This window comes from Desulfuromonas soudanensis, assembly GCF_001278055.1.
GTDB lineage: Bacteria > Desulfobacterota > Desulfuromonadia > Desulfuromonadales > WTL > Deferrimonas > Deferrimonas soudanensis.
This window is the reverse complement of sequence record NZ_CP010802.1, coordinates 1,151,123-1,177,337: the sequence shown is the minus strand read 5'-3', so window position 1 is coordinate 1,177,337 and position 26,215 is coordinate 1,151,123. Positions and strand designations below refer to the sequence as shown.

General features: G+C 60.0%; 22 protein-coding genes, 1 tRNA gene and 1 pseudogene. 21 read left to right on the top strand and 3 right to left on the bottom strand.

The genetic code is table 11. The features are described from left to right. Positions 1–136 precede the first annotated feature (136 nt). Together DSOUD_RS05210 and DSOUD_RS05205 are read right to left on the bottom strand one after the other, a co-directional pair. Positions 137–466, bottom strand: coding sequence for an AzlD domain-containing protein (locus tag DSOUD_RS05210; RefSeq protein WP_232426505.1), 330 nt, complete (start codon positions 464–466; stop codon positions 137–139). Next, entirely contained in the window at positions 463–1,167 is a 705-nt protein-coding gene (locus DSOUD_RS05205; protein WP_053550006.1) for an AzlC family ABC transporter permease, read from the bottom strand. Before DSOUD_RS05205 ends, DSOUD_RS05210 begins: the two co-directional genes overlap by 4 nt. Before the next feature lie 185 nt (positions 1,168–1,352). Here DSOUD_RS05205 and DSOUD_RS05200 point away from each other — a divergent pair, with 185 nt between their 5' ends. From DSOUD_RS05200 to DSOUD_RS05130, 15 genes and pseudogenes are all read left to right on the top strand, one after another. Beyond that, the gene (locus tag DSOUD_RS05200; RefSeq protein WP_053550005.1) at positions 1,353–2,714 is read left to right on the top strand and encodes an anthranilate synthase component I family protein; all 1,362 of its coding nucleotides are present in this window, start codon (positions 1,353–1,355) and stop codon (positions 2,712–2,714) included. Then, positions 2,711–3,544 carry an aminotransferase class IV gene (locus DSOUD_RS05195; RefSeq protein ID WP_053550004.1) on the top strand — a complete coding sequence of 278 codons (834 nt, stop codon included), beginning with the start codon at positions 2,711–2,713 and terminating at the stop codon, positions 3,542–3,544. The genes DSOUD_RS05200 and DSOUD_RS05195 overlap by 4 nt, the downstream gene beginning before the upstream one ends. A gap of 194 nt (positions 3,545–3,738) precedes the next feature. Then, on the top strand, positions 3,739–6,651 hold the full coding sequence (locus DSOUD_RS05190; RefSeq protein ID WP_053550003.1) for a PAS domain-containing sensor histidine kinase: 2,913 nt from the start codon (positions 3,739–3,741) through the stop codon (positions 6,649–6,651). Between the two features lie 3 nt (positions 6,652–6,654). Beyond that, complete coding sequence (locus tag DSOUD_RS05185) at positions 6,655–8,082, top strand: sigma-54-dependent transcriptional regulator (RefSeq protein WP_053550002.1); 1,428 nt, start codon at positions 6,655–6,657, stop codon at positions 8,080–8,082. Positions 8,083–8,400: 318 nt separating this feature from the next. Beyond that, positions 8,401–8,820, top strand: coding sequence for a hypothetical protein (locus tag DSOUD_RS05180; RefSeq protein ID WP_157671771.1), 420 nt, complete (start codon positions 8,401–8,403; stop codon positions 8,818–8,820). Between the two features lie 129 nt (positions 8,821–8,949). Beyond that, positions 8,950–10,740, top strand: a complete 1,791-nt coding sequence (locus DSOUD_RS05175) for a cache domain-containing protein (RefSeq protein ID WP_053550000.1) — start codon at positions 8,950–8,952, stop codon at positions 10,738–10,740. A 2-nt stretch (positions 10,741–10,742) separates the two neighbouring features. Next, complete coding sequence (locus tag DSOUD_RS05170; RefSeq protein WP_232426504.1) at positions 10,743–11,258, top strand: chemotaxis protein CheW; 516 nt, start codon at positions 10,743–10,745, stop codon at positions 11,256–11,258. A 23-nt stretch (positions 11,259–11,281) separates the two neighbouring features. Further along, positions 11,282–13,540 carry a putative bifunctional diguanylate cyclase/phosphodiesterase gene (locus tag DSOUD_RS05165; RefSeq protein WP_053549998.1) on the top strand — a complete coding sequence of 753 codons (2,259 nt, stop codon included), beginning with the start codon at positions 11,282–11,284 and terminating at the stop codon, positions 13,538–13,540. Positions 13,541–13,617: 77 nt separating this feature from the next. Beyond that, a tRNA-Leu gene (locus DSOUD_RS05160) sits at positions 13,618–13,703 on the top strand. A gap of 81 nt (positions 13,704–13,784) precedes the next feature. Beyond that, positions 13,785–14,486, top strand: coding sequence for a four helix bundle suffix domain-containing protein (locus tag DSOUD_RS05155; RefSeq protein WP_082351080.1), 702 nt, complete (start codon positions 13,785–13,787; stop codon positions 14,484–14,486). Positions 14,487–14,684: 198 nt separating this feature from the next. After that, positions 14,685–18,299 (top strand): class I SAM-dependent DNA methyltransferase, encoded by a 3,615-nt coding sequence (locus tag DSOUD_RS18810; RefSeq protein WP_232426503.1) that lies wholly within the window; start codon positions 14,685–14,687, stop codon positions 18,297–18,299. Positions 18,300–18,456: 157 nt separating this feature from the next. Continuing rightward, positions 18,457–18,720 (top strand): AbrB/MazE/SpoVT family DNA-binding domain-containing protein, encoded by a 264-nt coding sequence (locus tag DSOUD_RS05145; protein ID WP_053549997.1) that lies wholly within the window; start codon positions 18,457–18,459, stop codon positions 18,718–18,720. A 72-nt stretch (positions 18,721–18,792) separates the two neighbouring features. Then, positions 18,793–18,927, top strand: a pseudogene (locus tag DSOUD_RS19135) (cell filamentation protein Fic); the annotation flags it as partial. Between the two features lie 326 nt (positions 18,928–19,253). Beyond that, positions 19,254–19,670 carry a nucleoside diphosphate kinase regulator gene (gene rnk, locus DSOUD_RS05135; RefSeq protein ID WP_053549995.1) on the top strand — a complete coding sequence of 139 codons (417 nt, stop codon included), beginning with the start codon at positions 19,254–19,256 and terminating at the stop codon, positions 19,668–19,670. 92 nt (positions 19,671–19,762) lie between these two features. Beyond that, entirely contained in the window at positions 19,763–20,674 is a 912-nt protein-coding gene (locus DSOUD_RS05130) for a rod shape-determining protein (protein WP_053549994.1), read from the top strand. Between the two features lie 507 nt (positions 20,675–21,181). On the opposite strand, the gene DSOUD_RS05125 is transcribed toward DSOUD_RS05130, so the two are convergent. Then, positions 21,182–22,261, bottom strand: a complete 1,080-nt coding sequence (locus tag DSOUD_RS05125; RefSeq protein ID WP_053549738.1) for an IS5 family transposase — start codon at positions 22,259–22,261, stop codon at positions 21,182–21,184. Between the two features lie 121 nt (positions 22,262–22,382). On the opposite strand from DSOUD_RS05125, the gene DSOUD_RS05120 reads away from it, so the two are divergent. The 6 genes from DSOUD_RS05120 to DSOUD_RS05095 all read left to right on the top strand — a co-directional run bounded on the left by DSOUD_RS05120 (position 22,383) and on the right by DSOUD_RS05095 (position 26,146). Continuing rightward, positions 22,383–23,087: a transglutaminase-like domain-containing protein gene (locus DSOUD_RS05120; RefSeq protein ID WP_232426502.1), complete on the top strand. Its 705-nt coding sequence runs from the start codon at positions 22,383–22,385 to the stop codon at positions 23,085–23,087. Positions 23,088–23,365: 278 nt separating this feature from the next. Then, positions 23,366–23,605: a type II toxin-antitoxin system Phd/YefM family antitoxin gene (locus DSOUD_RS05115; protein WP_053549992.1), complete on the top strand. Its 240-nt coding sequence runs from the start codon at positions 23,366–23,368 to the stop codon at positions 23,603–23,605. Next, a complete protein-coding gene (locus tag DSOUD_RS05110; RefSeq protein ID WP_053549991.1) occupies positions 23,592–23,987 on the top strand; it encodes a type II toxin-antitoxin system VapC family toxin in 396 nt (131 codons plus the stop codon). Before DSOUD_RS05115 ends, DSOUD_RS05110 begins: the two co-directional genes overlap by 14 nt. 15 nt (positions 23,988–24,002) lie before the next feature. Beyond that, complete coding sequence (locus DSOUD_RS05105) at positions 24,003–25,067, top strand: virulence RhuM family protein (RefSeq protein ID WP_053549990.1); 1,065 nt, start codon at positions 24,003–24,005, stop codon at positions 25,065–25,067. After that, positions 25,064–25,705, top strand: a complete 642-nt coding sequence (locus DSOUD_RS05100; protein WP_053549989.1) for a hypothetical protein — start codon at positions 25,064–25,066, stop codon at positions 25,703–25,705. The genes DSOUD_RS05105 and DSOUD_RS05100 overlap by 4 nt, the downstream gene beginning before the upstream one ends. 54 nt (positions 25,706–25,759) lie before the next feature. Next, positions 25,760–26,146 (top strand): hypothetical protein, encoded by a 387-nt coding sequence (locus DSOUD_RS05095; protein ID WP_053549988.1) that lies wholly within the window; start codon positions 25,760–25,762, stop codon positions 26,144–26,146. Positions 26,147–26,215 lie beyond the last annotated feature (69 nt).

The window sequence follows — 26,215 nt, the reverse complement described above, 5'->3', positions numbered from 1 at the left end:
GCAGGTCAAGCGCTTTTCTGCCTACTCTTTGGTCGCTTTACAAAAGAGTAGGTCGGCGTCGGGGGCCGAGACCCCCGGGTCTTGTCCTTAAATGAACTATGATTTTCGCACAAAAGCTACGAAAGATTAGCGGGCATCAGAGGACCAAGCCCGTCAGCCAGTAGAGAAACATCCCGAGAAGCACGGTCCCGCCGAGGGAGCGGGTTTTGAGGGCGAAAAGAAGGGTGGGACCGGCGACCAGAAGTTCCGGCTTGCCGAGATTCAGGGCACGGGGAGCGCTGTCGGCCAGCAGCGCCGGCGCCAGGAGAGCACTGAGGACGGCCACGGGGATCAGATCGAGCCAGTCGATGAGCCACGACGGCAAGGGGCGCCGGGAGAGGAGAAAGACCGGGAGCCAGCGCGGCAGATAAGTGACGGCGCCCATGGCGCCGAGGAGAAAGAGGTAATCGGCAAAAGCCATACTCATCGCCTTCCCCTCCTTTTGTGCCGCTGCAGCAAAAAGCCGGCGCTCGCCGCACCGACGGCGGCGACCACCACATAGGAATCCCCCGGGACGGCCAGATAGCAGGCGACGGAGAGGACGCCGGAGATCAGGGCGGTGAAGAGATGGAACGCCCCCCGCAACTGGAAGACCAGCAGGCAGAGAAACATTCCGATGAGTGCGTAATCGATGCCGAAGGCCCCGGCGGGGATCAGCTCGCCGAGAAAGGCCCCGGCGACGGTGGAGAGGACCCAGGCGGCGTTGGCGGCCTGGTTGACGATCAGGGCCCGCCAGCGGTCCCAATCACCGCTGCGGAAGCGGGTCATGTTGACGGCAAAGCTCTCGTCGGTGATGCCGTAGGCGAAGAGGGCGAGAAAGCCGGGACCGACGCCGCGCAGGTAAACCGCCAGGGCCGAGCTCATCAGCAGATGGCGGAAATTGACGACCAGGGTGGCCAGCACGATGGCCCCGACGGAGGCGCCGGAAGCGAGCATCGCCACGGCGATGAACTGGGCGCTGCCGGCAAAGACGAGGAGCGACATCAGACCGATCCCCAGCGGGTCGATCCCGGCCTGACGGGCCAGCACGCCGAGGGCGATCCCCAGGGGGAGGTAGCCGAGGCAGATCGGCCAGGCGGCGCCGAGCCCCTGTCGCCAGCGCGCCGATGTCGTGAGCGAATTTTCCATCCCCTGCCCTTTTAAAAAACGGGAAACGACGCCGCGGGAATCGGGGCGTTTCCGCAGGGTGCCCCAGGACGGCGTGACTGTCAATGCAGGATCCCCGCAAGAGAGGAGGCAGGGGGAATTCCCCTTGTAATTTATGGCGTCAGCCATTAACGTGAGTGCCTTCCCCCTGAAGGAATCACCGATCGATGAGCAGCAACTGCCGCACCTTTTCCCTCGAGCGCTTCGACCCCCTCCTCCTGACGCAGCGCCTCTGCCCCGAAGGGCCGGGTTTTCTCGAGACGCTCAATTCCTCGGCCAAAACCGGGCGCTACAGCATCGTCCCTCTGCGGCGCCGCGAAGCGTACCGCCTCGACAGAGGCGGCCTGATGCGCATCGAAGCCGGCGTGGAGACCCCCCTCGAAGGCGACCCCTTCCTCGTGCTCGGGGCGCTCCTGGAATCCCGGCGGCGAAGCGACTCCGGCGTCCTCTTCCCCGGCGGTTTTTTCGGAACCCTCGGCTACGATCTCTCCGCCTGGATCGAGACCCTGCCGCAACGGGCCGCCCGCGACCTCCCCGTCCCCGCTCTGTGGCTCGACTGGGTCGACCTGACCGCGGTCTACGACCACGACGAAAAGACTCTGACCCTGGCCTCCCTCGATCCGCAGGATGATCTTTTTTCTCTCGAGGAAAAGGTGCGCCGGGCCCTCGCCGTCCCTCTTCCCCTGCCGGCGCCGGGCCGGACCGCCCCCCTCGTCCCCCGCCTCTCCGAAGAGGACTTTACTGCCATGGTCCGGCGGGCCAAGGAGTACATCGAGGCCGGCGACATCTACCAGGCCAACCTCTCCTGCCGCTTCGACGGCCCTTATTCCGGGAGCGCCGCGGACCTCTACCGCCGGCTGCGGGCCGTCAACCCCTCCCCCTTCGCCTCCCTTTTGCGCCTCCCGGGAGTGGAGATCGTCTCCTCGTCCCCCGAGCGCCTTGTCTCCCTGCACAACGGCGTCGCCGAAACCCGCCCCATCGCCGGAACGCGGCCGCGGGGGTACACCCCTCCCGAGGATTCCCATCTCGGCGAGGAGCTTCTGGCCCACCCCAAGGAGCGGGCCGAGCACGTCATGCTTGTCGACCTCGAACGCAACGACCTCGGCAAGGTCTGTTGCAGCGGCACCGTCGAGGTGGACGAACTGATGGTTCTCGAGCGCTACTCCCACGTCACCCACATCGTCTCCAACGTCCGCGGCCTTCTCCGCGACGGCGTCGGCCCCTTCGAACTGCTGCGGGCGGTCTTTCCCGGCGGCACCGTCACCGGAGTGCCGAAAAAGCGCTGCATGGAGATCATCGACGAGCTCGAACCGACGGGGCGCGGCAGCTACACCGGATCCGCCGGCTACATCTCCGTCACCGGCGGCATGGATTTCAACATCCTGATCCGCACTTTTCAGAAATTCGGCGCCACTCTCACCTACCAGGTCGGCGCCGGGATCGTCGCCGACTCGATCCCCGAACGGGAGTGGCAGGAGTGCCTGGCCAAGGGGCGGGCGCTGCAACAGGCCCTGGAGGATTTCCCATGATCGTCAACATCGACGGCCGCTTCGTGGCCGAAGAGGAAGCAAGGATCTCCATCTTCGACGGCGCCGTGCGTTTCGGCGACTCCCTCTTCGAGACCCTCAAGGCCAAAGAGGGGCGGATCTTTTTCCTCGAATACCATCTCGACCGCATTGAGCTCTCGGCCCGCCTCCTCGGCTTTCCCTGCGACCGCGCTGCGGCCCGCTCTGCTTTGCAGGAGAGCGCCGCCCGTCTCGGCGCCCCCGTCGCCCGGCTGCGCCTGACCCTGACCCGCGGCGCCGGATCCGGTCTCTCCTTCCCCCCGGCAAAGGAGGGACGCATCCTCGTCACCGCTTTACCCTATGCCGAGCCGACCAACGACGAACGGCTTGCCGGAGCGGCCTGCGTCCTCGCTCCCAACCGCCGGGTCAACCCTTTGAGCCACCTGCCGCAGATGAAGCGCGGCAACTATGCCGACTGTCTCTATGCCGCCGATTTCGCCCGTCGCCGCGGCGCCCGCGAAGCGCTCTTCATCGACGAGGGTAACAACGTCCTCGAAGGGGCGACCAGCAACCTCTTCGCCGTTGTCGACGGCACCCTCGTCACCCCCCCCGCCGGGGAACTGGTCCTGGCCGGGATTCTCCGCGCCCGGGTTCTCGCCGGAGCCCGCGCCCTCGGCCTGCCGGTGCGGGAGGGGGAGATCCCCCTCGAGCGGCTCTATCGGGCAAAAGAGGCCTTTCTCGCCAACGCCCTCATCGGCACCCTGCCTGTGTCAGCGATCGAAGGACGCCCACTGAAAAGGGGAAGATGGGCGGAGATTCTGATGGCGCGCCTCGAAGCCGACGCCCCGCTGTAAGTTTCGGGGTGGCGCGCCGAACCCCGAGTATGATAAAATCCTGTTTTAAAATATCCCATCCTCCCACGACATCCGATCACCGCGCCGTCGACGACTTGGAACGGCCAGAATCGTCCTGACGGCGGAGGGGCGCCAGATCCGGCATTGCCTCGGGACGAATCAACCTTTGGCAAATTTCCCCCAACAGGCCACCCATGTCCCAAAACCCTTTTTCCCGCCTCATTTCCCGGTTCACAGCTGCCGCCCTGCAACGCCGGACCCGGGCGGAGCGGGCCCTGCAGGAACTCAACGCCGAACTCGAAAAGCGGGTGGCCGAGCGCACAGAGGCGCTGCGACAGGCCAACGCCCAGCTCAAACGAAACGCAACCCTGCGCCAGACCATTCTTGACACCATCCCCGCCCCCCTCTACTACAAAGACGATTCCGGAGTCTACCTCGGCTGCAACGGCGCCTTCGAGGACTTCATCGGTTTGACCCGGGAGGAGATCGTCGGCAAAACCGTCTACGATGTCGCCCCACCGGAGCTGGCGGAAATTTACCGCAAGGCCGACGACGATCTCCTCTCCCGGGCAGGGAGCCAGGTCTACGAAACGACAGTGCGCTTTTCCGACGGCTCCCCGCACGACGTCATGTTTCACAAGGCCGTCTTCCACAACGAGGGCGGCGCTCCGGCGGGTATCGTCGGCGTCATGCTCGACATCTCCGAACGCAAACGGATCGAGGAGGCCCTTCGGGAGAGCGGGGGGCGCTTTCGCCGCTTGATCGACTCTTCGCCCCTGGGGATGTACCTCTTTCGCCTGGAAGCCGAGGGGACGCTGCGCCTCAGCGGAGCCAACCCGGCGGCAGACGCCATCCTCGGCCTCGACCACGCCCGACTCCTCGGCAAGAGCCCTGAAGAAGCCTTTCCCGGGATCGTCGGCAGCGATATCCCCGGCCTACTCCTCGGCGTCTGCCGGGAAGGGACGCCCTGGAGTGCGGACAACTTCGAATACCGGGACCGCGGGCGCACGTGGATTTTCGAAATCACCGCCTTTCAAAGCGCTCCCGGCGAGATGGCGGTCTTCTTTTCCGACGTGACCGGCAGGAAGGGGCAGGAGGAGATGATCCTGCGCATCGCCAAAGGGATCACCCCGCAGACCGGCGACGGTTTTTTCCGCCAACTGGCCTGCGCCCTGGCCGAAACCCTCGAGGCCGATTACGCCTTTGTCGCCACCCTCTGCGACGGCGGGGTAGAGACGGTCAAAACCATCGCCGTCTGTGCCCAGGGTGCCATCGCCGACAACCTCAGCTTTTCCCTGGCCGGCACACCCTGCAACGACCTCTTCGACGGCGGTGTCTGTACCTACCTAAAGGACGTCCGGTCCATTTTTCCCGAAGACCCCCTCCTGAGCGAGCGGGGGGTCGAGGCCTACGTCGGCACCCCCCTCTTCGACTCCCTCGGACGCCCTCTGGGGTTCCTCGCCGTCCTCTTCTGCCACCCCCTGCAGAATTCCGAGACCGCCGAGAGTCTGCTGAAGATCTTCGGCGGCCGGGCGGCGGCGGAACTGGAACGCCAGAACAGCGAACAGGTCCTGCAGGAGAGCGAAGAACGTTTCCGGGTCGCCTTCCAGAGCTCCCCCGATGCCGTCCTCCTGGCCCGCGCCGACAACGGCACCATCGTCAGCGTCAACGACGGTTTCGCCGCCTGGAGCGGCTATTCCCGCCAGGAGTGCATCGGCAGGACCTCTTTGGATTTGGGCCTCTTCGAAGATCCGTCCTTTCTTGAGGGGATGGAGGAGGTTCTGGCCGGCACTGGCGAAATCAGCAACCTCGAGGCCCGACTGCGCCTCAGGGACAAAACCATCACCACCGGGCTCGTCTCGGCGCGAAGGATCCACTTCGGCGGTTCTCCCTATCTGCACATATCCATCCGCGACATCAGCGCCATCAAGGCGACCCAGCAGGCCCTCGGAGAGAGCGAGCACCGCTTTCGCACTCTCTACCAGCAGTTCCAGGCCCTCCTCGACGGCATTCCCGACGCCCTCCTCCTCCTTTCTCCCGACCTCCGGGTCGTCTGGGCCAACAGCGGAGCGGCGATCCATTTCGACCGTCCCGGCGAGGACCTCGCCGGACTCCCCTGGCAAACGATCTGGGGCACCCTCCCCGAGGAATGGGACGGCTGTCTCAGAGAGGTCTTCAGCAGCGGCGAAGCGGCGGAGCTGATGACGCAAAGCGCCGACGGCCGTTATTGGGGGGTCAAGGTCTTCCCCCTCCGGGATCCGGGGGGAACAGTGGTCAACGTCATCCAGATCGCAAGCGATGTGAGCGAAAAGGTCCGGCTGCGCGAGCAGGCCCTGCAGTCGAGCCGCCTTGCCGCCCTCGGTATCCTGGCGGCCGGAGTGGCCCACGAGATCAACAACCCCAACGCCCAGATCCTCCTCAATCTCCCCATGGTCGCCGAAGCGGTGGCGGAGAGCCTGCCGATTCTCGACCGCCACCGGCAAGAGCACGGCGACTTTACCTGGGGGGGATTGCGCTACTCGAAGATGCGCGACGAGATCCCCCTCCTCGTCGCCGAAATGGAAGAGGCCGCAGGGCGCATCCGTTTCATCGTCGACGACCTGAAGAACTTCGCCAGCAAGGAGCCCCTCGACCGGAGCCAGACCGTGGACATCAACGAAGCGGTCGCCACCACGCTGCGTCTGGCCGGTAACATCATCCGCCGCTCGACCCGACGCTGCGAAGTCGACTACGGCGCCGATCTTCCCTCCCTCCCGGGGAACCGCCAGCGTCTCGAACAGGTCTTCCTCAACCTGATCATCAACGCCTGCCAGGCCCTCCCCGACCCGGAGAGGGGACTCTTCGTCACCACCCGTTTCGACACCGGGGACAACTGCGCCCTCATCACTATCCGCGACGAGGGGCAAGGGATGAGCCCCGAGATCCTCGGCCACATCACCGACCCCTTCTTCACCACCCGCCGCGATGTCGGCGGCTCCGGCCTCGGACTCTCCATCTCCGCCCGCATCGTCAAGGAGCACGGCGGCGACATCCGCTTTTCTTCGGCACCGGGAGCGGGAACCGAGGTCATCGTGACCCTGCCTTCCTCCCAGGAAAGGATCTCCTGATCCATGGATGAAACGCTCAAGCCCCTCCTCCCCATCCTGATGGTCGACGATGAACGCCCCTGGCTCCACAGCCTGGCGCTGACCCTCGAACGCCAGGCGGGACTCAATCACACCCTCCTCTGCTGCAACGGCGACGAAGCCCTGAAGCTTCTGGCCTCCACCGCCTTTTCCCTGGTTCTCCTCGACCTGACCCTGCCGCCGCCGACGGGAGAGGACATCATCGGCTGGATCCGTAACGAACGCCCGGAGCTGCCGGTGATCATCATCAGCGGCATCAACCAGCTCAACAGCGCAGTGCGCTGCATGCAGCTCGGCGCCTGTGACTATTTCGTCAAGACCGACGACCGCAACCGCATCATGACCGGAATCCTCCGCGCCCTGCGCCTCCGGGAGCTGGAGACGGAAAACGAGAAGCTGCGCAGCGGCATCCTGCACCGGAGCCTCGGTCACCCCGAGGCCTTTGCCGAAATATCCACCGTCAACCCCCGGATGCAGGCGGTCTTCCACTACCTCGAGGCGGTCTCTCCCAGCAGCCAGCCGGTGCTGATCACCGGCGACAGCGGCACCGGCAAGGAACTGGTGGCCCGGATCGTTCACCGCCTCGGGCGCCCGAAGGGGCCCTGGGTGGCCGTCAACGCCGCCGGACTCGACGACAACGTCTTTGCCGACACCCTCTTCGGCCATGTGCGGGGCGCCTTCACCGGGGCCCAGCAGGCCCGCAAGGGGATGGTCGAGGAAGCCGCGGGGGGGACGTTGTTCCTCGACGAGATCGGCGACCTGAGTCCGGGGTCCCAGGTCAAGCTGCTGCGCCTCCTCCAGGAAGAGGAATATCTCCCCCTCGGCGCCGACCGCCCGAGACGGTCGAACGTCCGCATCGTCGCCGCCACCAATCTCGACCTCGCCGAACGGATGGCCGCCGGGGCCTTCCGCAAGGATCTCTATTACCGCCTCAAGGCCCACCACGTCACCCTCCCGTCCCTGCGGGAGCGCCGCGACGACCTGCCGCTCCTTCTCGAGAAGTTTCTCTCCGAGGCAGCCGAAGCACTGGGGAAAAAGCGCCCTCTGCTCCCCGTCGGACTCTCCGACCTGATGGGGGACTACCCCTTCCCCGGCAACGTCCGGGAACTGCGATCCATGGTCTTCGATGCCGTCAGCCAGCACCAGTCCGGACGGCTCTCCCTGGCACCCTTCCGGAAAGCCATCGGAGAGCAGGCTCTCCCCTCGGGCGCTGCACCGTCTTCGCCCCTCCCCGCCGATACGGGCGGACGGAAACTGATTTTCACCGAAACGCTGCCGACCCTCGACGAAGCGGGGGGACTGCTGGTTCGCGAGGCCATGGAGCGGGCCGGGGGAAACCAGTCCGTCGCCGCTTCCTTCCTCGGCATCTCCCGCCCCGCCCTCTGTCAGCGGCTGAAGAAGATGCGCGGCTGACTTTTGCCCCGGGAGCCAACTCCCCCGGGGCATTTTTTCACCCCTCTTCTCCGCTCAAGCTCGAAAGCCGTAAGGAAACGAAACAGGTTTCAAAAACCAACACCCCGCCCCGATCCCCCGAAGCCGGAGTTTTCCCCGGCCTGCCCCGCCTGCCCCCGTAAGTTTTCTTACACCCCGAATGTCAAGCAAAGATAAAACAGTCTTTTCTATAAAAATAACTTGTATTTTTGGTTACTTAAAAATTTGGCAAGGGGCTTGCTATGTAACAACACAGCTATATACGAACATCGTTTGATTAAATTCCGGGACAGGCCAATCATGACGACGGAGCCCACAAGGGTGATGCTGCTGGACGGAGGGAGCGATGCGCTTCTCGGCATCACTTTTCATCTTCACCTCTCCGGTTTTGCCGCCGATATATTCAAGGATGCCCACGATGCCCTGAACTGGGTCAGGAACTGTCCGGTCGGCAATTACCTGTGCCTGATCGTCAACACCCTGGACGAGCGATTTGCCGCCGAAAGCCTGGAGAAAACCCTCTTGCGACCAACCTTCCCTCTCCCCGTCCTCTTCATCACCGGGAATACGGGGGCGAAGCGACCGCCGAGGAACGACGACAGCTCCGCAGAAATCCGGTGCTGCACCCCTGAAACCCTGATGCAGCACTTGCGCCTGATGAAGACAGAGACGGCCGTGACGGCCGAAGCTTATTGCCCACAGGAGTACCGCGATGTTTAAGACCATTCTCACCGCCGGGGCTTCGGCCAGGATCGTCAGACCGTTCAAGCCGACCCAGCTTGTCAAGATCGTCCCGATGATTCTTGGCTGACAGTTCATCACCCCCCGGAAAAAGGAGCACCAGTGAAAATGCCGACTATTAAACTGACCCACAAATTGACCGCCCTGGTCTGCTTCTGCCTGGTGGCGATCTGCGCCATTTCGGCGGTCTCGCTCACCATCAACAAGAATAACCTGATCAACGACCGCAAGGAAAAGACCCGGCACGTCGTCGAAACCGCCCAGGCCGCCGTCGTCTTTTTCCATCAGCAATTCCTCGACGGCGCCTTCTCCGAAGACGAAGCCAGGCAAAACGCCATGTCGGCTCTGGAGAAGATGAGGTACGGCGACAACGACTATTTCTGGATCAACGACATGACCCCGCGCATGGTCATGCACCCCTTCAACAAGGACCTCAACGGCCAGCTCCTCGACGACTACAAGGACCCCAACGGCACCGCCCTGTTCATCGAAATGGTCAAGGTCGTGCGGCAGGACGGCGCCGGTTTTGTCGAGTACGTCTGGAACAAGAAGGGAGCCAAGGAGCTCGCTCCCAAGGTTTCCTACGTCAAGGCGTTCGAGCCCTGGGGGTGGGTGATCGGGTCGGGGATCTACCTCGACGACGTTGACACCGACTTCTGGATGCAGGCCAAGCGCTTCACCTGGGCCATTTCACTGCTGGTTCTGGTCATGGCGCTCTTTTCTTATTTCTTCGGCCGCAGCATCACCCGCCCCCTGGCCCGGGCCGTCAATGCCGCCAAGCACCTGGCCCGGGGAGATCTGGGGGTGAACGTCGCCTCCGAAAAGCGGGACGAAACCGGCGAGTTGCTGAACGCCATGGGGGAGATGATCGCCTCGCTCAAGGGGGTCTCCGGTCGGGCCAAGGAAATCGCCGCCGGCGATCTGACGGTGATGATTCAACCCCGCTGCGCCGAGGACGAACTGATGCACGCCTTTTCGACCATGGTTGAACGCCTGCGGGAGGTGGTCGGCGGCGTCATGGCCGCCTCGGAGAACGTCAACGCCGGGGCCATCGAAATGAGCGCCGGGTCGCAGCAGATGTCCCAGGGCGCCTCCGAACAGGCCGCCTCCGTCGAACAGGTGTCAGCCTCCATCGAAGAGATGGGCGCCAATATCCGGCAAAACATGGAGAATGCCCTGGAAACGGAAAAAATCGCCGTCAAGGCGGCCCTCGACGCCAGTCAGAGCGGGCACGCGGTGGCGGAAACGGTGCAGGCGATGCGCAACATCGCCGAGAAGATCATGATCATCGAGGAGATTGCCCGGCAGACCAACCTCCTGGCCCTCAACGCCGCCATCGAGGCGGCCAGGGCCGGCGAGCACGGCAAGGGATTCGCCGTGGTCGCCAGCGAGGTGCGCAAACTCGCCGAACGGAGCCAGCTGGCCGCCGGAGAGATCAACGCCCTGTCGGCTTCGAGCGTCACCGTCGCCCGGACGGCAGGCAAGCTCCTCGGCGAGATGGTCCCCAACATCCAGCGCACCGCCGAACTGGTGCAGGAGATCACCGCCGCCAGCCGCGAGCAGGATACCGGCGCCGAGCAGATCAGCAGGGCGATCCAGCACCTCGATATCGTCATTCAGCAGAACGCCTCGTCCGCCGAAGAAACGGCCTCCACCGCCGAGGAACTCTCGAGTCAGGTCGAGCTCCTGGCCGACACCATCGCCTTTTTCCAGGTGGGGAAGGCGGTTGGCGAGAATATTTCCGCGCCAAAACAGAAAACGGCCGGACAGGGCACACGTGCACTCCCGGCCCCGGCCGGGACGTCCTCCCATCGTCAGTCCAGGGGGAAGATCGAGAAGCCCCGATTCGCCGCCGCGGGGCACAGCGACCTCCTCGACAGCGACTTCGAGACCTACTGAGGATGGGAGCAGCTATGGAGAGCAAGGGGCAGGCCCGAATCGAACAGTACCTCTCCTTCAACCTCGGCGAGGGGCTTTTCGCCGTCGAAGTTCGCCGGACGAAGGAAATCCTCGACTATCGAGAACCGACCAAGGTTCCCCAGACGCCGGACTACATGCTCGGGGTCATCAACCTGCGCGGGGCCGTGGTTCCGGTCATCGACCTGCGGCGCAAACTGGGGCTCCCTGCCCGGGACGTATCGCAGGCGACCTGCATCGTCGTCCTGGAAATCGCCCGCGACGAGGAGGTGCTCACCGTCGGCGTGGTGACGGATTCGGTCCAGGAGGTGCTCGAACTCGGCGCCGAGGAGATCGAACCGCCGCCGCGCATCGGATCGGGGCTGAACATCGACTACATCCGCGGCATGGGGAAAAAGGGGGACAACTTCATCATTCTTCTCGATGCCAATCGCATCTTCAGCAGCGATGAAATCGTCCTGCTGCAGGGGGATCTCGATCCCGCCGTCCTTTGCGCCTGAGCCGACCGCCGGAAGATAGACCGATGAGCAGACCCTCCGGGCATGAGAAAATGAGTCCTGCCGAGGCGCTGGACGAACGGGCTTGCACCCTGCTCCGGGACATCTTTCCCGCGATCTGCTCGACCGTGGGGAAGGCCTTCTTCGCGGTGCTGATGAATCACCTCGTCGACCGCCTCGAGGCCCGGGGCGCCTTTGTCGCCCGCTCCGTTGCCGAAAAACCCGGCCACTACGAAATCTTTGTCGCGGCAGGCCAGTGCCCCCTCCCGGAAGAGGGGACCTTCGGGCTCTCCGCGCAGCAGCAGTCCCTCCTCTTTTCCCGGGGGTCGGCCCCAGCGGAGCTCAACCTGGAGAGGACCCTGGCGGCGGCGTTCCAGGACCCGCAGCTCCGATCCCTGCTCGCTCTCCCCCTCGCCGCGGCCGACGGCTCTCCCCTGGGGATAGCCGTTCTCTTCTGGCCGGAGGCCGACCAGGAGACACAGCTGGCCGCCGCGGTCCTCCTCCCGTTGAAGGAGCGCCTGGGCGCCGAACTGGAGAGGGAAATCTCGGCGGCAGCGCTGCGGGACCAGGTCCATTTCCTACAGGAACTGATCGACGCCATTCCGACACCGGTCTTTTACAAGGATCAGAACCTGCGCTACCTCGGCGGCAACCGCGAATTCCTCGGCGCCCTCGGATTGAAAAAGGAGGAGATCCTCGGCAAGACCGTGCACGACATCGCTCCGGCCGATTTTGCCGACAGCTATCACGCCACCGACCGGCGCCTTCTCGGTGGGCAAAAACTCGAGACCTACCAGGGACCGATGGTCTACGCCGACCGCAGCCGCCGCGAGGTGATCTTCACCAAGTCGGTCTTTTTGACCCCGTCAAAGGCCATCGGCGGCATCGTCGGCACCATGCTCGACGTGACCCTCAACAAGCAGCTCGAGGAGAAGGCTTACCGCCTGGCCAACTACGACCCTCTGACCGGTCTCCCCAACCGGATGAATTTTCTCCAGAAGCTCGACAAGATCCTGCGCCTGGCCGCCAAGGAGGAGCGCCCCGTCGCCGTTCTCTGCCTCGACCTCGACAAGTTCAAGGCGGTCAACGACTCCTTCGGCTTCGAAGCCTGCAACACCATGCTCAAGATCTACGCCGAACGCCTGGTCGCCCAGGCCCGGGGCCGGGACATCGTCGCCCGCACCGGAGGGGACCGGTTCGCCATGGCCCTCTACCCCATCGCCCACGAAGAGGATGCCGCCCTGGTGGCCCGCCGGATCCTACAGATCATCGGCGAGCCGATCCTCCTCGAGGGGGGGGCGATCCACGGCACCGGCAGCATCGGCATATCCCTATATGTCCGGGACGGCAGAGACGCCGGGGCCCTCCTCAACTGCGCCGATTCGGCCATGTACCAGGCCAAGGCCCACAGCAAAAACTCCTATCAGTACTTCTGCCGGGAGATCAACGCCGCCACCCAGGATCAGCTCGCCCTCGAAGCGGCCATGCGCCGCGGAATCGATGAGGGGGAATTCTCCCTGCACTACCAGCCCCTGATCGACCTGTTCTCGGGGACGGTGATCGGCGCCGAGGCCCTGTTGCGCTGGACACGCGCCGACGGCTCCTCCATCCCTCCGGACCGGTTCATCCCCGTCGCCGAGGAAAACGGCCTGATCCACCCCCTCGGCCAGTGGGCCCTGCGGGAAGCCTGCCGCCAGAACCGCGCCTGGCAGGAGGCCGGGTACCCCCGCATTAAAATGGCCGTCAACATCTCCGGATTCCAGCTGCGCCGAAGCGACTTCGTCCCCCTGGTGGGGAGCATCCTCCTCGAAACCGGCCTCCGCCCCGGCGACCTCGAGCTCGAACTCACCGAATCGTCGCTGATGGAAAATTCCGAAGTGAACGTGTTGCGGCTCCACGCCCTCAAGGCCCTCGGGGTGTCCCTCTCCATCGACGACTTCGGCACCGGCTATTCCTCCCTGAGCTATCTCAAGCGTTTCCCCCTCGACGTTCTCAAGATCGACCGCTCCTTCATCACCGACGTCCCCCGCGGCGAGCATGACCGGGTCATCACCGAAGCGATCATCGCCATGGCCCACCGTCTCGGCCTCAAGGTCCTCGCCGAAGGGATCGAAACCGCCGACCAGCTCCTCTTCCTGAAACGACACCGTTGCGCCATGGGACAGGGGCATTTTTTCAGCGAACCCCTCCCCGCCGGCGAATTCGCCCGATTTCTCGGCCACCACAGCCGCCTCTGCCCCAGGAGTTCGACCTCCTCCGGCTCCTACGACTATGCACCGGCCTGAGGTCCCTGTGCCCAAGGGGGCAAGGTGTTTTAACCCTTGACCATTGCCCCCCTTGACCCTATAATTCAACCGCTTTTGCCGAAGTGGTGGAATCGGTAGACACGACGGTCTCAAAAACCGTTGCCTTCTGGGCGTGCCGGTTCGATTCCGGCCTTCGGCACCAACTAACAATCCAAAACAATTCATAAAAACCAGCCCTTCAGGCTGGTTTTTCTGTTTGCTGGCAAGCAGGTCGGAGGTTGTTATGAAAAAGACAGGCAATGGGAAGCATGAAAATAATGGGAAAGCAGCGATGCCTTCCCATGACTCCCATGACTCCCATGACTCCCATGACTCCCATAACTCCCAGAATCCACTTGGCTCGCAAAATCCCCAGCCTCTGATCTTACCCCCAAGGGGCGACTACCAGACCCTGCTCTCTTACCAGAAGTCCGAGGTGGTCTACCAGCTCACCTTTCGGTTCTGCCAGAGCTTTCTCAAAAAGGGCGACCGCACCGTCGATCAAATGGTGCAGGCGGCGCGCTCGGGCAAGCAGAATATCGTCGAGGGAAGCAAGGCCGCGACCACCTCGAAGGAGATGGAGATCAAGCTGACCAACGTGGCGCGGGCGAGCCTCGAAGAGCTGCTGGAGGATTACCGCGATTATCTGAAAGTGCGCGACTTGCCGATCTGGGATAAAGACTCCAGGGAGGCGCAGTATGTGCGCAAGCTCGGTCGTGAGAGTGATGTGAGTTATGAGATGTATCGGACCTTTGTCGACACCCGCCCCGCCGAAGTGGTGGCCAATATCGCGATTTGCCTGATTCACCAGACCAATTTTCTGCTCGACCGGCAGTTGAAAGGGCTGGAGAAGGCCTTCTTGCAGGACGGCGGTCTGCGCGAGCGGATGACCAAGGCCCGCCTGCAGGCGCGGGATGCGCAGAAGAATGGGCGGGGGAAGGTATGAAGGCGGGGCGGGAGAGAAAAACTTGTAACGATTTGCCATCCGCTATTACCAAGGTTCCCTCTCTGCAATAATGACCGACAAAGGTCTTCGTACTGGCAAAGATGCGGTACTTTTGCTAAATTCCCTCCTGACATGAGATTCGCTGCCTTATTACGGTGATCGGTCGTCGGATCGTTCGCAGGAATCACAGGGGGATGTATGACCGAGATGCCGCGCACCGACACCGCTGTCGTTGATTTTATCCACCGCTGGGCGGCCTCCGGCGCCGCCGAACGGGCCAACTATCAACTCTTCCTCTCCGAATTCTGCGATCTCCTCGAAGTTCCGCGCCCCGAACCCACCCGCCCCGACGACCGCGACAACAGCTATGTCTTCGAACGCAGCGTCACCTTCCGCCACGGGTCCGGCCTGACCAGCAACGGTCGCATCGATCTCTACAAACATGGCTGTTTCGTCCTCGAAGCCAAGCAGGGGAGCGATCGTCCCTCCGGGACGGAGCCGCTACTGATTCGCGAGAATGAAAGCGACTGGCTCTCCGGCCGGCGCGGCACCGCCGTGCGCGGCACCAAGGGGTGGGATGTGGCGATGCTCAAGGCCAAGGGGCAGGCCGAGCAATACGCCCGCGCCCTCCCCGTCGCCGAGGGGTGGCCGCCCTTTCTCGTCATCGTCGATGTCGGCCACGCCATCGAGCTCTACAGCGAATTCTCCTGCACCGGCAAGTCCTATCTCCCCTTCCCCGACCCGCGCGCGCACCGCATCCTCCTCGCCGATCTCGTCGATCCCGAGATTCGCACGCTGCTGCGTGAGGTCTGGACCCAGCCGCACGGCCTCGACCCGGCCAAGCGCAGCGCCAAGGCGACCCGCGAGATTGCCGCCAAACTCGCCCGCCTCGCCAAGTCGCTGGAGTCGTCGGGACAGACGCCGGAGCGGGTCGGCAACTTCCTCAAACGCAGCCTCTTCACCATGTTCGCCGAGGATGTCGGGCTGATTCCGGCCCGAAGCTTCACCGCCTTGCTGGAGAGTCTGCGCGGCGATATCGACAACTTCCCGCCGCTGCTGGAATCGCTGTGGACGACGATGCGCGACGGCGGCTTCTCGCCGGTGCTGCGTGAAAAGTTGCTGCGCTTCAATGGCGGCCTCTTTGCCGAGACCGAGGCGCTGCCGATCAGCGATATTCAGCTCAATCTTCTCATCGACGCCGCCAAGGCCGACTGGCGCGATGTCGAGCCGGCGATCTTCGGCACCCTGCTGGAGCGCGCCCTCGACCCCACCGAACGCCACCATCTCGGCGCCCATTACACGCCGCGCGAATACGTCGAGCGCTTGGTCCTGCCGACAGTGGTCGAACCGCTGCGCGCCGACTGGGATGCGGTGCTGGCTGCGGGCGTGACCCTCGATGGTCAGGGCGACAGCGCTGGCGCCATCGTTCTGGTCAAGGCCTTTCACCACAAGCTCTGTTCGTTGCGGATTCTCGATCCCGCCTGCGGCAGCGGCAACTTCCTTTACGTGACCTTCGAACATCTCAAGCGTCTGGAGGGAGAAGTTCTCAATGCCCTCGAAGGTTTCGGCGAAGACCAGACGACGCTGGAGCTCGCCGGCCTCACCGTCGATCCGCACCAGCTTCTCGGCATCGAAGTCAATCCCCGCGCCGCCGCCATCACCGACATGGTGTTGTGGATCGGCTATCTGCAATGGCATTTCCGCACCCGCGGCCATGTGCTGCCGCCGGAGCCGGTGATCAAGAAGTTCCACAACGTCGAGTGCCGCGACGCGGTGCTGGCTTATGACGGGGTGGAGCCGGTGGTCGATGGCGAGGGAAAGGCGGTCAGCCGTTGGGATGGACGGACGACGAAGACGCATCCGGTGACGGGGGAGCAGGTGCCGGATGAGAGCGCGCAGGAAGCGGTGCTGCGTTATCTGAATCCGCGTCAGGCAGAGTGGCCGCAAGCGGATTTTGTGGTTGGGAACCCGCCGTTTATCGGCGCTTCGACCATGCGACAGGCGCTCGGCGACGGTTACGTCGAGGCGCTGAGAAGCGTCTGGAAGGAAGTGCCGGACAGCGCCGACTTCGTCATGTTCTGGTGGCATCATGCCGCCGCGTTGACTCGCACCGGCAAGGTGCGGCGCTTCGGTTTCATCACCACCAATTCGATTACGCAGACATTCAATCGCAAGGTGGTCGAACGGCACCTTGTAGGGGCGCCCCTTGCGGGTGCCCATGGGCAAGGCGGGCACCCGCAAGGGGTGCCCCTACAAATCGCTTTTGCCATTCCTGATCATCCCTGGGTCGATGCTGCGGATGGCGCGGCGGTTAGGATTGCCATGACTGTCGGCCGAGTGGTGAAAGATGGAGAGGTGGGGACTCTGGTTACGGTGACCAGTGAGCGGGGAGGAGACGGGGAAGGCGTGGCCGTTGAGTTGGCTTCTCATCTTGGAGTGTTACACGCTGATTTGACGACGGGAGCAAACGTAGCCGCCTCGGTTCAACTTTCTGCAAATGCTGATCTATGTGCCATGGGCATAAAACTTCACGGCGAAGGTTTTCTGGTCACCGTCGAGGAAGCAAAACGGCTTGGCCTTGGACGAATCCCCAATTTGGAAAAACATATCTGCCCATACCGCAATGGTCGCGATCTCGCTCAGAGTCCACGAGGGCTCATGGTTATTGACCTGTTCGGGCTTAGCGTTGATGAGGTCCGCAAATTTTACCCAGAGGTATTCCAATGGGTTTTGGAGCGAGTCAAACCAGAGCGAGATCAAAACAATCGAGCCAGCTACAAAGAAAAGTGGTGGATCTTCGGTGAACCCAGGAAGGACCTTCGTCCTGCGTTAATGGGCCTAGACAGGTACATTGCAACCGTTCGAACGGCCAAACATCGTATATTTCAGTTCCTGCCACCCGAAGTCCTGTCCGAAAGCAAAATCGTCATCACGGCCAGTGACGAAGCTTTCTTGTTGGGTGTCCTTTCTTCAAAAATTCATATTTGTTGGGCTATTGCAGCAGGGGGGTGGCTCGGCATTGGAAATGACGCGACCTATAACCATACTGACTGCTTCAATAAATTCCCCTTCCCCGCCGCCAGCGACGAGCAGAAGCAAACCATCCGCGCCCTCGCTGAGCAGCTCGACGCCCACCGCAAGCGCCAGCAGGCGCTCCATCCCGACCTGACCCTGACCGGCATGTACAACGTGCTGGAGAAGTTGCGGGAGATCGAAAAATGTAGGGGCGGCATTTATGACGCCCTCGGCGCGACAGAAACGACACCGGGCACGACAGAAACGACACCGGGCGCGATGAATCGCGCCCCTACGATAATCTTGACCGCCAAAGAGAAAACGATCCACGAACAAGGGCTGGTCGCCATCCTCAAACAACTGCACGACGAACTCGACGCCGCCGTCTTTGCCGCCTACGGCTGGCCCGCCACCCTCAGCGACGCCGAAATCCTCGAAAAGGTCGTCGCCCTCAACCGCGAACGGGCCCGGGAAGAAGAGCAAGGCCTGATCCGCTGGCTGCGCCCCGAATACCAGCAGCCGCACGGCGCGCAGGTCACCATTCAGGACGACCTCAATCTCGGCGAAACCGAAGCCACCCCGCTCACAATCAAAGCCAAACTCCCCTGGCCGAAAACCCTCCCCGAGCAGGTGCAAGCCGTCCGCGCCGCCCTCGCCAGCGCCGCCGCCCCGATCACCGCCGAAACCCTCGCCCGCACCTTCCAGCGCGCCCGCGCTGACAAGGTTGGCGAGTTGCTCGAAACCCTGGCTGCGCTGGGGCAGGTGCGGGAAGTGGAACCGGGGAGTTTTGTGGCGTAGAGCGGTCTTAGGTCGTGAACCGAAAAGGGGGGCTGGCACCTGCGGAGCCAGTCCCCAACCATTCTCCCGACAAAAACAAAATCCCCCCTTGCCACCTCCACCTGACCGCGCCATGATCTTACCAGTAAGAATGCAAGAGCAATTAAGGAGCCATACTATGGCAAATCTCGCGACAACCAAGATGTCTTCCAAGGGTCAAATCGTCATTCCTGAAGATATCCGCAAACGACTCAATTTAACGGCCGGTACGCAATTCGTCGTCGTCGGCGAAAACGACGTGGTTATCCTCAAGGCGATCTCCCTACCCGCGATGAATGAGTTTGACACCTTGATTACCGAAGCCCGCCGACAAGGGGAAGAAGTCGGGCTGAAGCAATCAGACATCACCGCTGCAATCGCCAAAGTTCGGAAACATCAATGAAGGTCATCCTTGATACGAACGTCCTTGTGTCCGGACGCTCTCGCTCTGAGGGTGGGACTCTCTTAAAAAACTAACTCGACGTTCTGGCTGACCCAGAAGATGATGTCAACCCTCTACGCTGTCTCGGTTCCCGCCATCAACCAGCATCTGAAACGCATTGTCGCCGACAACGAGCTCGAAGAGGCGGCAGTTATTAAGCAGTACTTAACCCTCGAGTTCCCCAATTTATTCGTCTTGATCATTTTGTACCCTTCTGATATGGTCCTTGACATGAAGTTGAATACTATCCGAAAAATTAAGCTGAATTTGACAATTACCCCCTTAGCGCACTGTAGGCTGGCGGTGGGCAATTCGGGGCGCGTATTATTGTCGTGATGTAAGCGTTTATTTTACCCCAAGACCCGTTTTCGCCAGGCCACAGACTTTTCCCAGTCTGTGGCCTTTTTATTTGTGGGTGCACTTGCCAAGGAGCCCGTAAGGAAGATGCACACGTCGAACAAGACATCATTTATTTCAAACATGGAGAAACTATTATGAAAGAAAGAACTATTTACATCACCGAGCCAGATTTCGTGAAACTCGAAGACCTTCTCGATGGCATGAAAAGGACTCGTTTTCGTGACCGGGACGATTTAACCAGCCTTGAAGAGGAACTTGATAAATGCAAAGTTGTCGCCCAACGGGAGGTACCCCCTGATGTAGTCACGATCAATTCTCGGGTCAGATTCCGAGACATGGACACCGACCAGGAGATGATTGTGACCTTGGTTTTCCCCAGCAATGCGAACTTTTCTGAAGGCCGAATTTCAGTGACCTCGCAGATTGGGACGGCGTTGCTCGGTTATGCCGTGGGGGACATCATCGAATGGGAGGTTCGTGCCGGCACCAAAACCATCCGAATCGAGGAGATTATTTACCAGCCTGAAGCGGCCGGCGATTATCACTTGTAGGTAAAAAACCATAGATTCTTTCCTGTCGTTTTGGAAACGAATCTATGCTTCGTTTTTCAGTCCATCCCTCAGAGGATATGAAGGACTCACATATGAAAAAGCATAGAGTTCCTTTTGCGTGTCGCAACGAAGTGGCTATTGATGTAGGCACGGCGTTTATTCGTTTGGCCACTGCGAAATTCGGAGTCGTGGTCATTCCAACGATGTCGATGTCCGAACCTCCCCTACAACATGGCGTGGTGGCTAATTCACAAAAACTAACTGAAATCGTTAGACCTTTTCTGAACAGGGCCAAAAAATTGGGGCTTCTCAGCCCCCGGGTCATTGTCGGTTCCCCCACGGATGCTTCGGAGGAAGAACGGGAGACGCTCATGGCAGCTTTGTTCGCTGCAGATGCTGCCAGTGTGGAAATTATCTCCGAGCCATTCGCGGCTGCCATCGGTATCGGAATGGATTTTTGCAACCCGTACACACAGTTGATTGTGGATGTGGGAGATGGCGTGACTGATTGTGCTGTTATTCGCGGAAACGAAATCCTTGACACACACGCGTCCAGGGTTGGCTGCGGCACCCTGCGGGAGAGCATAAAGGACTGTTTTCTACGTTGTTGGGGACTCTCTCTTTTGTCAAGTGAAACGGAAAGAATTATCGCATCTGCTGGGGTGGCACAGAACAAACTGACCGACAACAAAATCCAGGTTGGCACTGGCAACAATAAAGACGCGTCGCCGATACCTATAATAATCCGTCAAGCATCGATACATGCCATGATCGAACCTGCAATTTTAAAAATCATCGATACAGTCACCAATCTACTGCGAAAGGTGCCCCCGGCCTTTGGATGCGAAATCATCGAGAGTGGCATCATCCTAACCGGTGGCGGAGCTTTGCTTCCTGGACTACGAGAGAGACTTGCCGAGAGAACCTCAATTCGGGTCACAATCCCAGAAAAACCTCTTGATGCAGTTATTGGCGGGCTTGGTGATATGCTTGTGCACACCTGAATATTGTCTCACTGCTTTTGGTTTTTCGGGCAAAGGGGTCCGCCTTCCGGCCCCTACCCGAACCTGAAGAGAGGCGATTTGCCGTTGATGCAGCCTCCCGCGTTGATTCTGTTCGGGGTCGGACCAAGCTAAGAGTCTGAAATAATAACCAAAAGTGTCAATTCACCCCCAGAAATTGGCCTATGGGTCGATTTTCAGGGGCAAAAATGGGCAATTGGACTTGATGCTTGAAAACAGGTGGCGGAGTTGGCAAAGTGCGTAGGAAAGCCACTGAATAGCTATGGTGTCCCCTTATTCCTGCCACAAGATACCTGATGGGATCCGCACATTCTTGGCGGGCTTAGCAGGTCGTTGAAAAACCAACTGGGAGGCGACCTGTTCCCTCCCGAAATCATTTTTTTGATCTTTGACAATCTGTGTTTCGTTGGTTTCTTGCCAATTCTCCTTGTTTAGTGGCCCGTTAAGGCCGTTTTTCTGCCATCAATCGGCAGTCTTTGCCCTTTTTGCCTATGTTGACCAAATCAAGTTACGCATTCGGGTCAAATTATAAGCGCTCATGGCGAATTCGAATATCCAACCGACCAGGTCAAGCCCTCGATGTCGCGTCTTGCGCAGACAGCCGACAGTTTTGAGCCAGCCGAAGATTTCTTCAACCCGCTTGCGGATTCTCTGGCTGACCCGGTAGCCTTCATGACGGGTGGTTCGTTCATCAATCGCAGTGCCCTTGTCTTTCCGAGCCACATGCGGCGTTGCCAACCGTTCCCGTAAACCATCGACGAAGACCGGAACATCGTAGCCCTTGTCTGCGCCGACCGTGACCCGATTTGTGCCCGGCAGATTTTCAACCATCTCCAGGGCGGCATCCCATTCGGCGGTGCCATTGGCCAGAGTCAGGCGGCTGTCGACCACCATGCCGTTGCGGTTTTCCATCAGGGCATGACCCATGTAGCAGAGTTTCGATTCCTTTCCTTTGCCCTTTTTGAGGAGTCGGGCATCCGGATCGGTGATCGACTGATGCGTGTCGTTCTTGCGCTTTTGTCCTTTGAAATCAACATCAGGGTTGCGGCCGCCCGTTGCTGGCGGGTCTTGATCCTGATCATCCTTGGGGCGGAAACTTTTCATCGAGGCCCAGGCTTCGATCAGGGTTCCATCTACGGTAAAGTGGTCTTTCGACATCAGTCCGGCCCGCTCGGCAAGTCCCTTGGTCGCCTGGAAAAACGCCGTCGCAACCTCGAATTGCATCAGGCGCTCCCGGTTCTTGGAGAAGGTGGAATGATTCCAGACCTTGTCGTCCATGGACAGCCCGACGAACCAACGAAACAACAGGTTGTAATCCAGTTGCTCAACCAGCATCCGCTCGCTACGAATGGAGTAGAGCACTTGCAGTAAAGAGGCTCGCAAGAGCTGCTCCGGCGGAATTGACGGCCGGCCGGTATGCGAATACATCTCCCGAAACAAGGGAGCCAGATCATTGAAGGCGCTGTCGACCATGATCCGAATCGGACGCAAGGGGTGATCCTTGGGAACCCGAGCTTCCGGTGAAACATAACTGAACATGGCCTGTTGATTCTGGTCTTCTCCGCGCATAACGTTTTCTCCTGCAATATCAGACGTTTATGCGCAAAATTATAACAAAATCAAGATATGAAGGCCAGCAAAATCAAGGGCTTGGGCAAATAGTTTTTCAACAGCCTGTTAGGCAAGCGGAATGGCAGATGATCCAACCAGGCGGCGGCAGACGGTCTCCGCTTCGCTCCGCCGCTACGCCCCCGGCCCGTTGGCCCAAACAGAAACAAATTCAATTGAAGACAGCATGTACCCTGAATCGGATGATTTAAACGAATATCTGGTTTCCGACACAATTGTTGATTGGCAGACTCCGGCTGTCACGCAGAAGGCTCTGGAACTTACACGGTCATTATCCGATGAAGTTGCCAAAGCCCGTTGTTTGTACGAATGGGTGAGAGACACCATTCCCCACTCCAATGATGCCGGCCTCGACATTGTGACCTGCTCAGCAAGCGAAGTGCTTCATCACGCTACCGGGATCTGTTTTGCAAAAAGCCATCTCCTGGCCGCCTTGCTCCGGGCGGTAAATATCCCGGCCGGTTTCTGCTACCAGGTTTTACGCCTGGATCCCCCTGTCGATAATGAGCCGGTTTTGCACGGCTTTAATGCCATCTACCTCGCAACCCTCGACAAATGGATTCGAGTCGATGCGCGGGGCAACACCAACGGGATCAATGCCCAATTCAACATCAAGAAAGAGCAACTCGCCTTTGCCATGGACCCTTTGGAGGATGAATTTATCTACGAAGCAATTTTTGCTGCACCGGTAAAAAGTGTGGTTAACAGACTAAAGATGTACAGGACCAGAAGTGAATTGTGGCTCGATTTACCCCAATCCCTATAACTGTTGGGAGTGGTGCAAAAGGTCAACTCTCCATCCCCATTTTCAAACCATCATCGCGATGCAACTGTTAAGCAATACTTAATAGTTGCAAACTGAGGGTGGGTCGCTCTTAAAAATCTAACTCGCCGTACAGCGTCTCCATTGGAGCTTTGTGGCATAAACCCGACCTCAAGATCCTCATTCGCAGTGCCCCTATCCAATCAAAGCAAAAGATTCATACCTTGACCTCGCCCAGCAATAGATGTACGTTTGAAGTGTACATAAAGAGGAGGCGTGCCATGCTCGAAGTATCCGTTACCACATTCCGGAATCATCTCCCCGACTATCTCGATAAAGTACGCAAGGGCGAGGATATCGTTTTGACCTCGCGGGGCAAGGTCATTGCGCGCCTTTTACCGCCAGAAGATGATCGGCAAAATGCGCGGCAACGCCTGGCCGCGCTGCGTGCAACCAGCCGTATCGATGATGTCATCTCTCCCCTTGATGAGGAATGGGAGGTCAGTCGTGCTGATCCTTGATACGTGCGCCCTGATTTTTGATGCTCTCGATCCGGAACGACTCAGCAAGAAGGCGACGGCAGCGATTGCCCAGGCGGACGCAGCCGGGAAGTTGGCTTGTTGTGATATTTCGCTCTGGGAGATCGCCATGCTGGTGGCAAAGGGACGGCTTGATCCTGGAACGAATGCCCTGGAATTTATACAACTTGTTCTGGCGGCCCGGAAAATTGTTGTCATCCCGATAACCCCGGAGATTGCCGTCAAGAGTGCGTTAGCGGAATTTTGCCCCCATGGCGATCCTGCCGACCGGCTCATCGCAGCCAGTACCTTGATCCATAAAGCCAAATTGGTGACATCAGACCGCAAACTGGCTACTGTATCCGGACTGCAGGTCATTTGGTAATGAGAGGTATCCGGGATGAGTAAGAACAAGAAACCACAGGCGTCCAAAAAACAGGAGATATCCCTCGTCCGTTCCTCGGCGGCGGAATACCTGACCTTTGCCGCGGCTGGAGGCGGTTCGGAAGCCAGCGTGGAAATGCGCTACGAGGATGAGAACATCTGGCTGACGCAGAAGATGATGGCAACCCTCTACGCTGTCTCGGTTCCCGCCATCAACCAGCATCTGAAACGCATTTTCGCCGACAACGAACTGACGCGGGAGGCAACTATTAAGCAATACTTAATAGTTCAAACTGAAGGCAACAGGGAGGTTCGGCGCGAGGTTGAACACTACAGCCTGCAGGCCATCATCGCCGTCGGCTTCAAGATCGAAAACGAACGCGCGGTGCAGTTCCGCAAATGGGCCAACCAGATCGTCAAGGACTACACCATTCAGGGCTGGACGATGGATGTGGAACGCCTCAAACACGGTGGTAACCTGACCGATGAGTTCTTTGAACGCCAGCTGGAAAAGATCCGGGAGATCCGGCTTTCCGAGCGCAAGTTCTACCAGAAGATCACCGACATCTACGCCACCGCGCTGGATTACGACCCGACGGCCACCGCCACCAAGCGATTTTTCGCCGCCGTGCAGAACAAGCTGCACTACGCCATCCACGGCCAGACGGCGGCGGAAGTCATTGTCGATCGCGCCGATCACAGGAAGGAAAACATGGGGCTGACCCATTGGGAGGGTGCGCCTCAGGGGAAAATCCACAAATACGATGTCTCCATCGCCAAGAACTACCTCAACGAGTTCGAACTGGCACAGATGCAGCGCATTGTTTCGGCCTACCTTGATATGGCGGAGCTTCAAGCCATGCGCAAAATCCCCATGACGATGGAAGACTGGGAAAAACGGTTGGCGGGTTTTCTGAAACTATGGGACCGGGAAATTCTTCAGGATGCAGGAAAAGTGACAGCAGAGCTGGCCAAGGCCCATGCCGAAAGCGAGTTCGAAAAATACCGCATCGTGCAGGACCGGCTGTTTGAAAGTGACTTCGACCGGCTGGTGAAGCAGCTGGAAGGTCGCGAGACATGAGACACAAGGCCACCAAGGGAGCCTGCACCCTCTGCGGCAAAGAGTACGCCCGTTCGGGCATGGGCAAACACCTGGCCAGCTGCCTGACGCAACAACCGGCGGAATTGGTTGAGGATGATCAGCGTTTCAGCTTGCACCTGCAGGTCATGACCCGTTATCCCTCGGACTATTGGCTGCACCTGCAGGTGGATGAGCGGGCAACCTTCAAAACGTTGGATACGTTTTTGCGCAACCTCTGGCTGGAATGCTGTGGCCATATGAGCCAGTTTTTCGTCGGGCAACAGACCATCGGCATGCAGGGACGGCTGGCCGCGTCGCTGAGGTCGGGTGATGAAATAGATTATGACTACGACATGGGCGAGACCACGGAGCTGCGGATCAAGGTCCTCGGTGAATACAAGGGGCCGGCGCCCAGTGGAAAATCGATAACCATCCTGGCCCGCAACCATCCACCGGAGATTCCCTGCGATGCCTGCGAGCAACATCCTGCGGTGCGCATCTGCCCCGAATGCAATTGGGAAGGTGAAGGCTGGCTCTGCCAGGAGTGCGCAACAGGACATAGCTGTGGTGACGAAGCCGGTTATCTGCCGATCCCCAACTCGCCACGCGCCGGAGTCTGTGGCTACAACGGTGCATGAGACGAGCAGTCCGTCCCAATCCTCAAACACACAATGAACTATCCTGGAATTGCCATGCCAGACAACCAACCCACTTTTCGCCACTGGGCCCCGGATTTTGACGGTTGGCCTAACTCCTGGATGGGGGTCAGGGAAGATCTTGTTTTCGGTCGCAAGCTGCTGTCCTATTTTGCCGAATTTCTCCAGGCCCTTTACGTAGCGGGGGTGACAAGAAGGACTTTTGTCCAGTATCGCGACAACCTCTGGCTGCTCGGTGGAATCATCATCTCTCGCGTTTCCCTCTACGATGATTATCAGGCCGATCCACTGGCGACACTGATCATCGCCGTCGAAATGGACGACATTCTGCCCGATCATCATCACCGCATGAATCAGGCAGAATTGCGTGCTTTCAGCAGGATGTGCCGCCTCTTTGAAAAGCATCTCAGACAATCCGTTTGACCAAGGCCTGACATTACAATTTACCCATCAACCCGAAATCAACATTGACTGAGCCCGATGAAAGGTATA

Bases quoted from the DNA above. Each gene is read 5' to 3' on its own strand.
- DSOUD_RS05205 (WP_053550006.1), bottom strand. From the start codon at position 1,167: ATGGAAAATTCGCTCACGACATCGGCGCGCTGGCGACAGGGGCTCGGC.
- DSOUD_RS05125 (WP_053549738.1), bottom strand. From the start codon at position 22,261: ATGCGCGGAGAAGACCAGAATCAACAGGCCATGTTCAGTTATGTTTCA.
- DSOUD_RS05200 (WP_053550005.1), top strand. From the start codon at position 1,353: ATGAGCAGCAACTGCCGCACCTTTTCCCTCGAGCGCTTCGACCCCCTC.
- DSOUD_RS05195 (WP_053550004.1), top strand. From the start codon at position 2,711: ATGATCGTCAACATCGACGGCCGCTTCGTGGCCGAAGAGGAAGCAAGG.
- DSOUD_RS05190 (WP_053550003.1), top strand. From the start codon at position 3,739: ATGTCCCAAAACCCTTTTTCCCGCCTCATTTCCCGGTTCACAGCTGCC.
- DSOUD_RS05100 (WP_053549989.1), top strand. From the start codon at position 25,064: ATGAGACACAAGGCCACCAAGGGAGCCTGCACCCTCTGCGGCAAAGAG.
- DSOUD_RS05180 (WP_157671771.1), top strand. From the start codon at position 8,401: ATGACGACGGAGCCCACAAGGGTGATGCTGCTGGACGGAGGGAGCGAT.
- DSOUD_RS05165 (WP_053549998.1), top strand. From the start codon at position 11,282: ATGAGCAGACCCTCCGGGCATGAGAAAATGAGTCCTGCCGAGGCGCTG.
- DSOUD_RS05175 (WP_053550000.1), top strand. From the start codon at position 8,950: ATGCCGACTATTAAACTGACCCACAAATTGACCGCCCTGGTCTGCTTC.
- DSOUD_RS05105 (WP_053549990.1), top strand. From the start codon at position 24,003: ATGAGTAAGAACAAGAAACCACAGGCGTCCAAAAAACAGGAGATATCC.
- DSOUD_RS05185 (WP_053550002.1), top strand. From the start codon at position 6,655: ATGGATGAAACGCTCAAGCCCCTCCTCCCCATCCTGATGGTCGACGAT.
- DSOUD_RS05095 (WP_053549988.1), top strand. From the start codon at position 25,760: ATGCCAGACAACCAACCCACTTTTCGCCACTGGGCCCCGGATTTTGAC.
- DSOUD_RS05170 (WP_232426504.1), top strand. From the start codon at position 10,743: ATGGGAGCAGCTATGGAGAGCAAGGGGCAGGCCCGAATCGAACAGTAC.
- DSOUD_RS05145 (WP_053549997.1), top strand. From the start codon at position 18,457: ATGGCAAATCTCGCGACAACCAAGATGTCTTCCAAGGGTCAAATCGTC.
- DSOUD_RS18810 (WP_232426503.1), top strand. From the start codon at position 14,685: ATGACCGAGATGCCGCGCACCGACACCGCTGTCGTTGATTTTATCCAC.
- DSOUD_RS05115 (WP_053549992.1), top strand. From the start codon at position 23,366: ATGCTCGAAGTATCCGTTACCACATTCCGGAATCATCTCCCCGACTAT.
- rnk (WP_053549995.1), top strand. From the start codon at position 19,254: ATGAAAGAAAGAACTATTTACATCACCGAGCCAGATTTCGTGAAACTC.
- DSOUD_RS05130 (WP_053549994.1), top strand. From the start codon at position 19,763: ATGAAAAAGCATAGAGTTCCTTTTGCGTGTCGCAACGAAGTGGCTATT.
- DSOUD_RS05120 (WP_232426502.1), top strand. From the start codon at position 22,383: ATGGCAGATGATCCAACCAGGCGGCGGCAGACGGTCTCCGCTTCGCTC.
- DSOUD_RS05210 (WP_232426505.1), bottom strand. From the start codon at position 466: ATGAGTATGGCTTTTGCCGATTACCTCTTTCTCCTCGGCGCCATGGGC.
- DSOUD_RS05155 (WP_082351080.1), top strand. From the start codon at position 13,785: ATGAAAAAGACAGGCAATGGGAAGCATGAAAATAATGGGAAAGCAGCG.